This is a genomic window from Nostoc sp. (genome assembly GCF_036919675.1).
GTDB lineage: Bacteria > Cyanobacteriota > Cyanobacteriia > Cyanobacteriales > Nostocaceae > Nostoc.
Genome location: NZ_JBALCP010000131.1, coordinates 1 through 14530, shown reverse-complemented (window position 1 = coordinate 14530; position 14530 = coordinate 1). Strand labels below are relative to the sequence as shown.

The window sequence follows — 14530 nt, the reverse complement described above, 5'->3', positions numbered from 1 at the left end:
GTCTTTATTTTCTCAGGACTAAAGTCTTGTCTACTGATCAATTTAAACTTGACACAGTAGACATCTCCCAAAGAAACTTTGCAGGGTAGGAGCTAGCAGCGTCAGATCATCTAATTTGGATATAAATGTGCCTATTGAAAATTTTTAGAGGAGATATGGCAGTTTCCATAGGGAAGTTGCTAAATTATCAAACAAGCAATTCTCTCAAAAGCTATAATTTACATCTGTTGCACCGAGAGATGAACTTGTGGATGTCATATTAGAACGATCGCACGAATTAAAACAAGCCTTAGTTGATTTTGTTCTTGATGCAGAAGGCGAACTTGCACAAGCACTCGAAACCTATGCAGCAGCACAGTTGCGCCGTGGAAGTGGGGATAGTACGCAGCAGGACTTAATCATCGATAGCTTTCTGACAGTAGGCAAAGTTGGTGAGAAGTCACCATTAGAGTTGTTTATCGAAAGCCATCCAGATTTAGAAGGGAGCGATCGCAACCTGATCAAAAGCTGGCATCATAGTTTTATTGGCTTATTTGCTATTACTAACATCCTACCTGATGGCTTTGAGTTGACGAACTGGTTGACAGATAAACGCTACATCGTCAAGCCAAACAATACCCAAACACTACAGGCAATATCTCGGTTGAAACTAGGAGAAATCTTACTAACTCGCATTTCTCCCGTTACCGACAGCTACTGGATGTTTTCTGGCCCCTACACAATGATGGGTAAATTGGGTAAACCAAAACTTGCTGTAGCAATTGGTAATTTCAAAGAAAACTATAAAAGTAATCTTTACAGCGATGCTCCAGACTTGCTAGAAGAGGCTTGGGAGTCAGTAGCACAATATCATCAGCAGTTTGTGAACTTTTTTGGCACTGATGAAATCACACTGCCGGGATACCAGCTTAATAAAAAAATAGCCCAATTCCAAGAATTAATCACTGAAAAAAGCTTTGCAGCAGCAGGAATTGATACTTCCAAGTCCTTGGCTGAAGTGGCAGAAGCAGCTGGCATCACAGATGAGGAAATCAAAGCAGCAGCACAAGAATTTGGTGCTGACTCAAACGCAGTTTCTCAGATGTTTAACAGCAAAAGTGGCAATAGCAAAATGGTTATGCCCAAAGTTGATTTACCTGCGGAACTCAAAAAAGCAGAACAGGTAACGGCTCTTTCTGATCCTCGTTGGGGACAAATATTTTTACCAACATATAGTAAGATACAAGCAATTTTATCAACAGAGGACTGGCAAAGTCTTGAAGGGGCTGAAAAATTAATTCGGTATTACCTCGAAGATAAAAGTATTAACGCCTTTATCTGGCATCGGTTAGCGCAACAGTATCCAACTCAGTTAGAAAGGGTGTTGCAGAAATATCTGCAACGTCCATTTAGCCTTGAAAGTGACTTAGACGCACTTTTGCAAGAATTCAACAAACCTATTGAGCCAGAGTTACCAGAAATTGCTAGCGTTCCTATACATCTACACAACTTATTTCAAGAAGCTTTAGGAGAAGTTAATAAATCTAAGCCCAAGGGTAAGGGGCAAAAAAAGCCAGCAAAGGGTTTTCAATAAAGTTAACAAATATATCCAACATCTCACCCTAGTCACTTAGGGTTATATGGTTTCCAAGGCAGAGTCGTTTGTAGGAGGGTACAGCTAGCTATGTGCTCCCAGCGCCTATTGGGTAAAATCAGTATCATAAACCAGATGACGACCATTCTTGACAGATTAAGAACATCAACTATTAGTCAATAAGTAATAGTTTAAAATTTTGTCAAACCGAGGCTGTAAACACAGTTTTTAAGCCAATGATGCCTACGCCTGGCTACGCCTACACGTAATGTTTATAAGCATCGTTCATACTTGTACCATTTCTTTGTGAGGCTGGGCCAAGTTTTCTTGGCTTCTTACTTTCTTTGTGTCCTACCCTGTGGTCAGCCACAACTCTAGGAGACGCTCCGCGAACGTGTCTATGTATAAGCGGCCAAACCTGCCATCATAATTGACCAAGAAGTTAAATACACGTTGCGTTGACGAGAATGTTCTATTTGGCACAGGTTTTGAGATGGTCAATTACCGCACCGCTATTTGATATTTTTGCAAAAATGGGATGCTCCCGCGTGGTTCACTACCTAATGCCACACCAGCAGTTTTTGGCTATGTGTGTGCGGCGTATTTGCCTTATGATCATCATAGAAAAATCTCATTGTTAGCAAAATGTCCGAGCGTAGTTACGCCATTCTAGGAACTGGTGCATTAGGTGGCTTTTATGGTGCCAAACTGCAAAAAGCTGGTTTAGATGTCCACTTTCTGCTGAAGAGTGATTATGAATATGTCAGTAAATCTGGTTTGGTTATTGAGTCAAAAGATGGTGATTTCACCCTGACTCAAGTCAATGCCTACAATAATGTAGAAAAAATGCCACAATGCGATGTGGTGGTGGTAGCACTAAAGACGACACAAAACCATTTATTGGCGCAGATTTTACCGCCACTCGTCAGGGATGATGGGGTAGTGTTGATATTGCAAAATGGACTGGCGGTGGAAGAAGAAGTTGCCAAAATAGTTGGCAATGTCAGCATTATTGGTGGGTTGTGTTTTCTTTGTTCCAATAAAGTCGAAGCAGGACATATCCGCCACCTCGACTATGGACAAATTACACTAGGAGGATATGCTTCTGGCTATGATCCTACTGGGATTACAGATAAGATGCGGCAAATTGCCGATGACTTGAAGAGTGCTGGTATCTCAATGGAATTAGCTGATGACTTATTACTAGGGCGATGGAAAAAATTGGTGTGGAATATTCCCTATAATGGACTGTCTGTAATTCTCAACGCTAGAACAGATGAATTAATGTCCTATGTCCATACCCGCAAATTAGTTGAACAGTTGATGTATGAAGTTGCAGCAGGTTCCTTTAGTTGCGGACGCATCATTCCTGATAGCTTCATTCAAACAATGCTAGATTACACCGTGAAGATGAAGCCTTATCGTACCAGCATGAAAATTGACTACGACGAAAGACGGCCTTTGGAAGTAGAAGCAATTTTTGGGAACCCATTACGGAAAGCGCATTCTAGGGGTGTGGATTTACCGCAGATTAGCTGTATATACCAGCAGCTAAAGTTTTTGGATGAGATTAGAAGAGTGGAAGATCGCCAAAATGCTTAATTCCTTCTACCACTCTGCACCTTGTCCAACGCCAAGACTCAAAAGAATCATCACCGTTGTCATTAAACACAACAGGATAAATTCCAAAGGCACAAAGATGTGTTTTAGTAATATTCATCATTTCGCATCCAAAAAACCGCTACTAATAAAGTAGTCAAAATAAGTATTCAGCAATTTAGTATCTACTGGAGGACAGATAATCGAACTTTCTGCCAGTGCGATCTGCGTTGCTTGACAGCTAATTTCCGGTTCTCTAGCTTGTTGATGCTCTGGAGAATTTTTGAGAAAGAAAGGCAAAAGAGGATATAAAGGATTTGATTGCGAGCGAGCTTGGTTACTAAGCTGTGACTGCCAATTTTGATAAGAAATATGCTTAATGGGATAGCCTAAAGAACGAATAAAATCAGTTAGCTGATTCCAAGAAATAGGTTGAGGATTGTTTAAATGGAAAGATTTACCAATAGCTTCGCGTTGTCTTGATAAATAGACAATGCTTTTGCTGACATAATCAACAGGAGATAAATCCAATATATCAGTTATACCAGCCATGCTTCCCATTTGGATGCAACCTTTAATCATTCGACAAATAACATCATCTGTATACCAAGCACCTGTTTCACTATGACCGGAAATAAAGGGTGGTCTGTAAATAGAAACGGGAATAGCACGCTCGCGTGCAATAGTAGCTAATTTTTCTGCAACCCATTTACTTTGAGAATAAGAAAGTTTCATTCCAGAGCTATGAGCAAGTGGGTCTGATTCGCTAACTGTTTTTCCCAAATAAAAAGACGACTCAAAAACAGCAACGGTAGAAATATGATGTACTGGTTTAACTTTACCAAAACTTGCCAATCGGAAAATTTCTTGCGTTCCCAAAACATTGCTAGGCTTTAAAGCCTCGTAGGGATAAACATAATTTAGCCAAGCTGCACTATGATAAATTACATCAATTTGACTAGCAATCTTTTGAAAATCTTCGGTTGACAAACCCAACTGAAACTTTGATAAATCGCCTAAAATCGGAATAATTCTGCTCCGAAAAGCGTCTTGCCAAATACCATAAGATTCTAAATTATTTTGCACTTTGATTTGAGCAGAATCATTATCATTAGCACGAACTAGGCAATAAATATCAGCTTGAGTTTGTTGCAGAAGTTCTTGCAGTAAAAAAGCTCCTAAAAATCCCGTCGATCCTGTGAGGAAAATGGCTGTTGGTTCGGTAATAAATGAGTCATAATTATGTTTTGGGTAGATTGCATGGTCTAAAATCACCTCAGCTTCTAAATCTATGACATCATTAGTCGCAATGCTTTTTGATGTTAATTGTTCAAGCAATATATTTACCAATTGATGAATATTTGACCCTGCCAGCAAAATTTCTATAGGTAAGTTTACACCAAGTTCGGTATCAATTCGGTTTTTTAGGTCGATATTGCTCAGAGAATTTAGACCCATTTCATTTAGTGGCTTTTGTAAATTTAGATGTTGGGATTCATCTAACCCTAAAACTTTGACAACTTTTTCTCTAATGTAATTAACCAGAAGTTCTTGGCGTTTTGTTTCGTCAGAGGAAGATGCTAATTGTTGAAGCAATTGCAAATTTGGGGTCAATTGAGGTTCTGGTGGTTTTTCTCCTATATTTGCTATTTCTCGTTGCACTAAAAGCCGACGCAAAATTTTACCGGAAGCTGATTTGGGGATTTTATCGACAATTTCCAACCGACGAATTCTTTTATGTGGTGCGACAAGTCCTGCTGCAAATTCCATAATTTCCTCAGTAGTAGCTTCGCCTTTGAGGACAACAAAACCTTTGGGAACTTCACCCGTGCTTGGATGGGGACTGGGGATTACAGCAGCATCAGCTATTGCTGGATGGGATAACAATACTGCCTCTAGTTCTGCTGGCGCAATTGGATATCCGTTGTATTTAATTAACTCTTTAATCCGGTCAACTATATAAAAATAACCATCTTCATCTACATAAGCTATATCACCAGTGTGAAACCAACCATCAGCATCAATTACTTTTGCCGTCGCATCAGGGTTATTTAAATACCCTTTCATCACTTGTGGACCGCGAATCCATAGCTCCCCTTGCTCGTGGAAACCCAAGGGTTTCTCTGTTTCAATATCTACAATTTGACATTCAGTATTTCTTATGCAGGGGCCAACAGAACCGGATTTGATTTTTTCACGTTCGTCAGGGTTGATATGCGTTATTGGGCTGGTTTCTGTCAAACCATAGGCTTGCTTGACGACACAATTTAAACGCTGTTCGCATTCCAAGGTCAGTTCATTACCCAGTGGAGCAGCTGCACTGGTAATTATCTTTAAGCTAGAAAGGTCGTATTTATCTACTATTGGTTGTTTTGCTAAGGCTAACACTATCGGGGGTACTAAATGAGCGCGAGTAATTTTATACTTCTGCACTAGCCTCAAAAAAGTCTCTAAATCAAATTGCGGCATCACAACTAGGGTAGCACCGCAATAAAGGCTATAGTTGAAGAAAATTTGCAGCCCGTAGATATGAAAAAATGGGAGAATGCCAATAATTGTCTCTGCTGAATTTATCAACTCGCGGTTTGAAAGTTGGTACACGTTGGCTGCTAGATTATAGTGTGTCAGTTTGACACCTTTAGGCAAACCAGTTGTGCCACTAGAATAGGGCAAAGCAACCGCGTCTTCTTTTGGATTAATTTGTACTTTTGGTACTGAGTCAAAATCTTCTAAGAGTACAGAAAATGGGATTGCACCTGCAGCGTTACCAAACACAAATACTGATTCAACTTTTGACTGACTAGCGGCCTCTAATCCACGTTCTAGCAGTTCTGGTACTGTCAGCAAATATTTAGCACCAGCATCATTTAATTGATATGCAAGTTCGCTAGCTGTATAAGATGGATTTGCCGTGGTGCTAACTCCACCTAAACTAGCGATCGCCTGAAAAGCGATGGGATATTCTAGACAGTTAGGACTATAAATAGCAACTACATCCCCCTTAGAAAAACCCCTCGCAGCAAAACCAGCAGCTACTTTGCTAATTGAGTCTGCTAGTTCTCTATAAGTTATCGTTCGACCAGTTAGCCCGTCAATCATCGCTGGTTTGTCAGCGAATTCTATCACTCGTTGCAAGACAATTTCCGTTAAGGGCTGTTCAGGGATAGAGATATTCGGTTCTGTACTGCGAAAAATCATAGGGTTTCCTTAGATAGAGAAAAGTTAGCTTTACTCACCAGTGTTTTTGCAGGTTTTTACTTTGAGATATTTTTTGTACCTTCTTCAACCCGTCAAGCTCACGTTAATCTAATATCCCATTGATCAACACATTTTAAGTAGAGTTACTAATTGACAAAAGTAATCTTGTCTTAACCTCTCATGAATGGATGAAGACCGAGTATTTATATTTAAAGATCGGTAGATAGCAGGTGAACAATCTCACCTACGATTGACTCTGGACTCTCAAGCTTGACTAGAAATCGATTAAAACCAGCATTCAAAGCCTTATGACTTGAGACTTCCCGTGTATAAGAAGTGATGGCGATCGCAGGCAACTGTCTTAGAGATAGGCAAGAATGCACTCTAATTTGCTCAATTAACCAATTTCCATCATGATCAGGCAACTTCACATTGCACAGCAGAATATCGGGATGAAGCGATTCTACCAAGGCAAGGGCTGCTTCTGCATCGGTTAAAGCCATCACCTCTGCACCAGCTGCTTCCAAAATGAAGATGAGCAAATCTGCAATATCTGGCTCATCCTCTACCAGTAAAATCAGGGTTCCAATAAGGAGCTGGAGCGAATTTAACTCAGTTTCTTGATTGATTTTTTGATCGGTTCCCATGCCGTCCTTTTATTGCCTGTTATAGTCTGCTATTTCTATTGCAACGCATGGAGCGAAATAAGTATTCACCCTAAATACACAAACTTGGGGTGAAAAGCTTTATTAATATGAAGAAGTTAATTCATGGAGCAACATTGACCGCCTTGTTGTGCCTTTGAGCCGCGCCAAGTTGTTAAACAGTGGGACTTTGTGAATGATCTGACTAATATTTTTTGATAATAGGTAATTGGAGAAAAGCTCTTATCCATTACTTATCAATCATTACCGAGGTGCAGCTTGAGTTGACACTGTTAAGACTTGCGGTGGTGTGGCATCCGGCGGATAGAGAAAGTCTACTTCTACTAAGGAGCGATCGCCAGCTTTCATATTTAATAAAACTAACGGTTCTCCTGGTTGACCTCTCTTTTGCACCAAATGTACATACTCCGTTTGTGGCTGACCAAGGTTATTTTTGTAACGTACCCGAACTGTGCCTCGGAAGAATACTTCACGGGCTGGTGTACTCAAAAAGCGTAACCCTGGTTTTCCCAACTGTTCCTCTTTTAGGGGCGTTTGCATCGACACACTAACAGTTTGAAAACTTTGAGTATTATTATATAACGGCAACTTTAGATTATATTGAATTCCATAGTTGCCATGAGCGCGATATGCGGTGTCAGGATAACGCACCAGCATAGGTGCACTTTGAATTTGACCAGTTCCTAACGTACCGCCATGCAGGGTACTCAGAGCGTAGGAAAACACTTGACCAGGCTGGGGAATAGTCAGATACCTAGCTTTAGGATTATCTACTAATAAGGCTCTCCATCGTGAACCACCAGCCACTCCAGCAACACGCCCATAGATTCTTGGTTTGTCAGTTTCCTCTAAGGGAGTAGCAGTTTTATCCCGTGGTCCAGCCAAATCACCATTATCTAGTAAATTCTGCCACTCTTCTAAAGTCGGCGATCGCTCACTGCCATCGAGATTCACCCGTGCAAACATGGCTAGGCTAGCTGCATAGACAGTGCCATTACTTTGCAATCGGATCAATGTAGACCGACCATTCACGGGTGGTGTCAGTCCCTGCACAGGAATTGGCAGATTGAGTAACATTCGACTTTGCCCTGGTGGAATCTCAATTTGGGCAGGAAAAATCTCTTGTCGCCGTCCCCTTAAAACATCAGACATGACGCGATCGCCTGGCCCCGCAAAAATTGTACCTAAAAGATTTTGGGTAAAGGATGGTAACTGAATAAATGGTGCATCCGGTTGACTCAAATAACTCGCCGCCTGCCAAATATTTATCTTCACTAGTTCAGAACCAGGGTTATGCAAAATTATTCCCAGATACAGCGAACGCAAATTCTCTGGTGGTTCAGCCTTAGCAACATGATGGGCAAAAATATCAAATCGTCCCCGAAAGGGAAAATTCAGATGCGCTGTTGGCACTTTTTTGCCATCTGGTGGAAAAGTGGAGAGTAAAATTCCTTCTTTCAACACCAATTCTGGACTATTGCTGTTAAACGTTGGCACTGTATCCAACTTGCCTGGTAAAGGACGCACTTCTTGTGGTTGCAGGACTTCTTCAAGTGGTGGTGTGGCAGGAATTGATTGAGCAATTGGCAAAATCAGTAGCAATGGCAACATACACTTAGATATTTTTTCCAATATCACAGACATTAATAAGTTTATAAAAGTGCCTATTTGTTAATAATTAATAAAAAATCTGCAAGAATTTCCATCAAATTTTCTTGATTGAGAACCGGAACGTGAACAAAGATACAACGCGCCGTGAGTTGGCTTTGACTACGAATTTTAGATTTTAGATTTTAGATTTTTTTGGTTCATGCCCCGTCCAAGCGTGGTCAAAACAAATCTAACCATCCGCTCGCGGACTCGCTAACGAGCGTTGGCGCAGCCTCTCTAAGAGTTGCCATGCCGCAGGCTTTACGCTACGCTATCGTCAATTCCATTATCCAAAATTGATTGACTTAAGTAGTCCAATACTGAATAGTAAACACCTTCTGGTGCATCCGCACTCGCGTTCGCAAACAAATTTACCGCAATCATGGCTAATCTGAATTGCCACTGCTCCCACCACTAATTTCTCTAAATCAACTTCTGTCTGCAAAATAGTTTCTTTACAGCTAGCACCTGCTTGCACACTTAATTGTGTACGGCTTGCAGCCAGCCATAATAGATGATCTAATCAGGTTGAATTGCATTGATTTTTTCAATTACCTGATGACTGGCAAGTTGGACATCTACCGGTAACTGGCGCAAAAAAGTTAAGTCATGGGGTATCAACTCAAGTTTTGTAACTTCTAGTAATAAATTCATCAGAAGAATTTGACAGTTGATCTTTTAGCAAGTGTCAAAGGAAGTTAATAGAATTATTTTATTCATAACAAATATTATTTAGAATAGAAATATTATTTAGAATAGAAAAACCCTCCATAATAAATTTACAAGGAGCAGGTAAATGCCAGTTATTGCGGTCGTAGACTATGAGATGGGAAATTTGCACTCAGTCTGCAAAGGCTTGGAAAAAGCTGGGGCAACTCCTAATGTTACTTATTCTCCAAAGGAATTAGAGCAGGCAGATGCAATAGTCCTACCGGGAGTGGGAGCATTTGATCCAGCAGTGCAACACTTGCGGTCGCGTGGTTTGGAACAACCTATTAAAGAAGCGATCGCATCTGGTAAACCTTTTTTGGGAATTTGTTTAGGATTGCAAATTCTCTTTGAATCAAGTGCAGAAGGTACCCAACCAGGGCTAGGAATTATTAAAGGAAAAGTGCGGCGGTTTCGTCCAGAACCTGACATCACTATTCCTCACATGGGTTGGAATCAACTGGAAGTGACTCAGCCAAAAAGTATTTTGTGGGAGCATTTACCGTCCGATCCTTGGGTGTATTTTGTCCATTCCTACTATGTTGACCCCATAGAAGAGCAAATCCGTGCAGCAACCGTCACCCACGGGACTCAAACCGTCACAGCTGCGATCGCCCACGAAAACCTGATTGCAGTCCAATTTCACCCCGAAAAATCCTCCAATATCGGATTGCAAATCCTGTCTAATTTTGTTGCTCAAGTCCGCGAAAAAATTCCTGCCTAATACTATTTTCGTCATTTGTCTTTTGTTATTTGTCGTTTTTCATTTGTTAATAAATGAAAATGGCTAATGACCAATGACTAACGACTAATCGATTATGAGTCTGAGAATTTACGGCAATCGCCAGCTAAAAACTTTACCAGGAAAAGAAACTAGACCCACCAGTGCGCGAGTCAGACAAGCAGTTTTTAATATTTGGCAGGGAGAAATAGTAGGTTGTCACTGGCTGGATTTGTGCGCCGGTACTGGTTCAATGGGTGCAGAGGCTTTGTGTAGAGGAGCCAGCTTAGTAGTGGGAATTGAACAATCGAGCCGAGCCTGTGCCACTATTCAACAAAATTGGCAGCAAGTAGCTAATACCGAGCAAGAATTTCGGGTATTGTGGGGAGATATTATCCAGCAGTTAAAGACCTTATCAGGCAAGCAATTTGACAGAATCTACTTTGATCCACCTTATGCCAGTGGATTGTACCAGCCAGTTTTAGAAGCGATCGCTCACTATCAGCTTTTAGATTCTAGCGGCGAAATCGCAGTTGAACACGGCTCACAAGGTTGGACACCGCCAGAGATTTCCGCTTGGGAAATTTGCCGCAACAAAGTTTATGGCAACACATCACTTACTTTCTACAGAATTTTGGAATGAGAGAAGAGGGTGAGTGGGGAAGCAGGGGGAGATAAATTGTATGTTGTCCTCCTTGTCCCCCTTATCTCCCCCACTCATAACTCAGCACTCATAACTCAACACTTCTCACCCCCCCAACCGATTGGGTCGCTTGTATTGCTTATAGGCAGCGTAAAACAGTCCGGCGAGAGTGACGAAAACTAGACCAAGGACAATACCTGATAGCAGGGGTTCAACCACCGTAAATCTCCTCTTCGTAATTATTAAATATTCGTTTCCTATTTTTGATTTTACCAAATTTGGTATGAATCCTGCGCTCTACAGCCTTTTTGGAGGATGACTGCCCACAAGAAAATTGTCTTCTGTGGTTGCAGACACAATCAAGAACTTTTAAGCTATGTGTAGGAAATAAAAACTTTTTAGCACACCTAAACTTTCACCGCAAACCTTTTGGATAACCAGATTACCAAACCTGAAATTTTGATTCAGCGCATCGTTTTATTGACGCTGGCCATACTGCTAGCAGTCACTTTGGGCTTTTTTGGTGTTCAGTTGGTTCAAGCCTCCGATCCATACGTCAAGAGTGTTCTGTCCCTAACAGGAAACCCAGTTCAAGGACACGCTATCTTTCAAATTAACTGTGCTGGTTGTCATGGCTTGGAAGCAGACGGGCGAGTAGGCCCCAGTTTGCAAGCTGTTTCAAAGCATAAGTCTCAATATGGACTGATTCACCAAGTAATCAGTGGTGAAACACCGCCAATGCCCAAATTCCAGCCTAGTGCCCAAGAAATGGCGGATCTTTTGAACTATTTAGAGTTGTTGTAGAGGTTAGAATTTTTGGTTAAAGGATACATAAATCTCTCATGGAAAAAGGCAGCATTGGGTGTGCTGCCTTTTTCTATCTCTGATAACTTGTTAACAGACAACGAGAATTTTTAGATGTGCAAGGCAAGCGTGGCTTGTCACCAGACATCGTCTTTGAGCATTCTTTGGAGTATCTACAAAACCGTCATTCAGGCGTTGTCATACAAGTTGAACGTTTTCACATCTGGTCGTATGTACGTAGAATCTTTGATAAAAACTTATATAAACTGTATATTTTAAAGTATGTTAGCAAATCACTATTTAATTATTGCGAAAGTAAGGTTAACATACCTGACTCGGTGGGACTAAGACAAAAGCTCCCAGTGAATGGGCTATGTTACAGCTTCTTTGACAAACCAGATATTCTTGAGATGCCCGAAAGCTAATGACTGAAGCGATCCAAATCGGTAATCGTACAATCACAGCTAGTGAACTGATTTCATTACTGGCAAGTTACCAAATGCTGCCACAGTTGCAGCGGGAATTGATCCTTGATGAAGCGATAGATCAAAGCTCACGCTCCGCGAACGTAGCAATATCTACACCTGAGGAAGTATCCCAAGCTAAACAGCAGTTTTACGCCGAAAAACAATTCAAAAATGAAGAAGACATCCAGGCTTGGATGGCACATCAAGGTGTGACTCCCGAACAACTAGAAGTTATTATCACTCGTAAGCTTAAAATTGAAAAATTCAAGCAAGCCACTTGGGGTAATAAACTGGAATCCTACTTTTTTCAGTCCAAGGCAAAACTGGACAAAGTAATTTATTCTCTACTCCGAACCCAAGATGTGGGAATTGCCCAAGAACTTTACTTTCGGATTCAGGCAAAAGAAAACTCTTTTGCTGATTTGGCGCGGGAATACTCACTCGGACCAGAAGCCCAAACTGGTGGCTTAGTGGGTCCGATTGAACTGAATGCGCTACATCCGGTAATGGTGCAAATGCTCTCTAGCAGTCAACCAGGTCAGATATTGCCCCCTACCCGCATCGCTGACTGGTTCGTGATTTTACGGCTGGAAAAATTTATCCCCGCACAACTAGATGAATTCATGAAAGTGCGCCTGTTAAATGAACTCTTTGAAACCTGGCTACAAGAACAGCAAAAGCAAATCATGTCTGCACCACGAGGGGAGGGGGGCACGGGACGACAGGGAGAGGGTGATAACCCTATAACCTAAGCATGGGAGTCATCTCCCATAGTTGGCTTCAAAACCGAAGGTAGCGATCACAGATGTATATGAAGAGTCATTTTTGAATCGCTTTCTACTGAACTTGGCTAAATTGAGTCTGCATTATTCCAACGACGAAACCGAGCTACTACCAGGCGCTGTATGTTGGGTAGTTGTCGAATAATACACCAAGGATGACTATTTTATTTTGGCTTTGAGATTGTTATTATAGGTTAATCACTCCCGCTTTGTGGGATGTGTTAGGAATAGCGATCGCTCTGTTAGTTTTCCAGGCTGGACGAGCGCTCGCTTTTGATGTTGTTCATAGTATGGGTGGAATTCCACCTCATAAATAATCAGTAGATCGAAAAGTTTTTCAAAACCCTTATCAGCCGTTTATTTGAGTTGAGGAACACAATTTGTCGCAATCCTTTTAGAGTCTGCTTTTCAAGGGACATGTGTTGTTGGTACGTTAAGAGTGCAGTGCAAGCGATGCCTACGGCGGGCTGCGCCTACGCGGTCATCAACCCAACAACGTCGGCTGAAACCCTAATTATTTCGTCAACTTAGAAAAGTTTTCGATTTACTGATAATTAAAAGGTGGAATCTCGCCTTTGTCAAAATAAAAATGGGGCTAGTTAGATTAAAGATTAGAGAACTTGCAGCAGAAAGAAGTTGGACAATCAAAAAGGTGGCTGAACGTGCGAAGGTAAATTACAACACAGTGAAAAGTTATGCCCGGCATCCTGGGATGAATATGGTTGACCTGACTGCTGTTCAAAAAATAGCCCGTGCTTTTGGTGTATCAATTGAAGATTTTATTGAACTATTGGAAGAGTAGGTAATTTTTAAAAATATCCATATTCTGTTCTTAAGGTGTTACCCGGATTTCTCACAAGTTCTGCGATCGCATTCACCATAACCTTTGCCCAGAGTATATTTCGGACTTTTTTGATGGGTAAGAGTTTTGATCCTGTGAGTTGATAGTTTTCTATGTCTTGGGTGATAGTGGGTAATGTCAGAAATTTACTATAAATCCCTCATGTAATCAATTTTACTTACCTTCTTCCCACTCTTTTCCACCAGATAAATCAATCAATATCTCATCAATAGCACCAGGCAAAGACTTTTGAGAATTCGTATAAGTCAAATTTAAAAAATCTTTTGCTACGGACATAATCAGTAGTTTTTCTAGCATTCCTTGCAGTCGCTTAGGTGTATACAAACCATCAAAAATTTCAGCAGATGCAGGATCGATTGCCGCATCATAAGCAGCATCGAGCAAATCCTCCCATTCACATTGCTTCACATAATGAGAAGTCTTATTATCCTGTAAATTTAAATCTTGAATTTCTAAAATCGAGCCTTTAATAGAAGCTACCCAGGAATTAGTTAATCTCTGTTCAACTTGATTTTTAATCAAATGAATAATGAGCCTGATGAGGAAACTCCTAATATTTCGGATATAACTCTTTCGACTCATCAACTCTAGCTCATCAACAATTACTAAAGCGTCGTCATAACGTCCATCAAGAATGGACTTTCTTAAATCCCAAAGTTCTTGGGTCATAAGTTATAGCGATTTATGCAATACTAAATTCAGCATAAACGAAAACCCGCTAGCAGTGATGTGAGCTAGCGGGTTTTGTTTGTATTAAAATCCCTGGCATCGAGCTATTTTTGCGTAGGGCTACCCCTAAACTATCGTGGCCGCAGCAGCGTTTCACCTCTGAGTTCGGGAAGGGTTCAGTGTGGTTCC

Annotated in this window: 13 protein-coding genes and 1 rRNA gene; 7 read left to right on the top strand and 7 right to left on the bottom strand. The window is 41.0% G+C overall.

What is annotated here, in order from left to right; translation table 11 throughout:
• The first annotated feature begins 247 nt into the window (after positions 1-247).
• Entirely contained in the window at positions 248-1573 is a 1326-nt protein-coding gene (locus V7K49_RS29480; RefSeq protein ID WP_335208790.1) for a hypothetical protein, read from the top strand.
• Between the two features lie 645 nt (positions 1574-2218).
• Positions 2219-3175, top strand: a complete 957-nt coding sequence (locus V7K49_RS29475; protein WP_335208789.1) for a putative 2-dehydropantoate 2-reductase — start codon at positions 2219-2221, stop codon at positions 3173-3175.
• Positions 3176-3292: 117 nt separating this feature from the next.
• Here V7K49_RS29475 and V7K49_RS29470 read toward each other — a convergent pair whose 3' ends face one another.
• The 4 genes from V7K49_RS29470 to V7K49_RS29450 form a co-directional block, all read right to left on the bottom strand.
• The gene (locus V7K49_RS29470) at positions 3293-6370 is read right to left on the bottom strand and encodes a thioester reductase domain-containing protein (protein WP_335208788.1); all 3078 of its coding nucleotides are present in this window, start codon (positions 6368-6370) and stop codon (positions 3293-3295) included.
• Between the two features lie 209 nt (positions 6371-6579).
• On the bottom strand, positions 6580-7017 hold the full coding sequence (locus V7K49_RS29465) for a response regulator (RefSeq protein ID WP_334874651.1): 438 nt from the start codon (positions 7015-7017) through the stop codon (positions 6580-6582).
• Between the two features lie 261 nt (positions 7018-7278).
• On the bottom strand, positions 7279-8646 hold the full coding sequence (locus tag V7K49_RS29460; RefSeq protein WP_335208820.1) for a DUF3370 domain-containing protein: 1368 nt from the start codon (positions 8644-8646) through the stop codon (positions 7279-7281).
• A gap of 558 nt (positions 8647-9204) precedes the next feature.
• Positions 9205-9339 (bottom strand): hypothetical protein, encoded by a 135-nt coding sequence (locus tag V7K49_RS29450; RefSeq protein WP_334874655.1) that lies wholly within the window; start codon positions 9337-9339, stop codon positions 9205-9207.
• Between the two features lie 142 nt (positions 9340-9481).
• Here V7K49_RS29450 and hisH point away from each other — a divergent pair, with 142 nt between their 5' ends.
• Positions 9482-10117 carry an imidazole glycerol phosphate synthase subunit HisH gene (hisH, locus tag V7K49_RS29445; protein ID WP_298913920.1) on the top strand — a complete coding sequence of 212 codons (636 nt, stop codon included), beginning with the start codon at positions 9482-9484 and terminating at the stop codon, positions 10115-10117.
• Positions 10118-10211: 94 nt separating this feature from the next.
• Positions 10212-10757 (top strand): 16S rRNA (guanine(966)-N(2))-methyltransferase RsmD, encoded by a 546-nt coding sequence (gene rsmD, locus V7K49_RS29440; protein ID WP_335208787.1) that lies wholly within the window; start codon positions 10212-10214, stop codon positions 10755-10757.
• A 105-nt stretch (positions 10758-10862) separates the two neighbouring features.
• Here the strand turns inward: rsmD and petG are convergent, their stop codons facing one another.
• Positions 10863-10976 (bottom strand): cytochrome b6-f complex subunit V, encoded by a 114-nt coding sequence (gene petG, locus V7K49_RS29435; RefSeq protein WP_273762277.1) that lies wholly within the window; start codon positions 10974-10976, stop codon positions 10863-10865.
• A gap of 210 nt (positions 10977-11186) precedes the next feature.
• Here petG and V7K49_RS29430 point away from each other — a divergent pair, with 210 nt between their 5' ends.
• The 3 genes from V7K49_RS29430 (at position 11187) to V7K49_RS29420 (ending at position 13612) form a co-directional block, all read left to right on the top strand.
• The gene (locus V7K49_RS29430; protein WP_335208786.1) at positions 11187-11561 is read left to right on the top strand and encodes a cytochrome c; all 375 of its coding nucleotides are present in this window, start codon (positions 11187-11189) and stop codon (positions 11559-11561) included.
• Positions 11562-11985: 424 nt separating this feature from the next.
• The gene (locus tag V7K49_RS29425) at positions 11986-12780 is read left to right on the top strand and encodes a peptidylprolyl isomerase (protein ID WP_334874659.1); all 795 of its coding nucleotides are present in this window, start codon (positions 11986-11988) and stop codon (positions 12778-12780) included.
• A 619-nt stretch (positions 12781-13399) separates the two neighbouring features.
• Positions 13400-13612: a helix-turn-helix domain-containing protein gene (locus tag V7K49_RS29420; protein ID WP_334874661.1), complete on the top strand. Its 213-nt coding sequence runs from the start codon at positions 13400-13402 to the stop codon at positions 13610-13612.
• Between the two features lie 213 nt (positions 13613-13825).
• Here the strand turns inward: V7K49_RS29420 and V7K49_RS29415 are convergent, their stop codons facing one another.
• Both V7K49_RS29415 and rrf read right to left on the bottom strand, forming a co-directional pair.
• Positions 13826-14341, bottom strand: a complete 516-nt coding sequence (locus V7K49_RS29415) for a DUF29 family protein (protein ID WP_334874663.1) — start codon at positions 14339-14341, stop codon at positions 13826-13828.
• A gap of 91 nt (positions 14342-14432) precedes the next feature.
• A 5S ribosomal RNA gene (gene rrf / locus V7K49_RS34815) occupies positions 14433-14530 on the bottom strand; the annotation flags it as partial.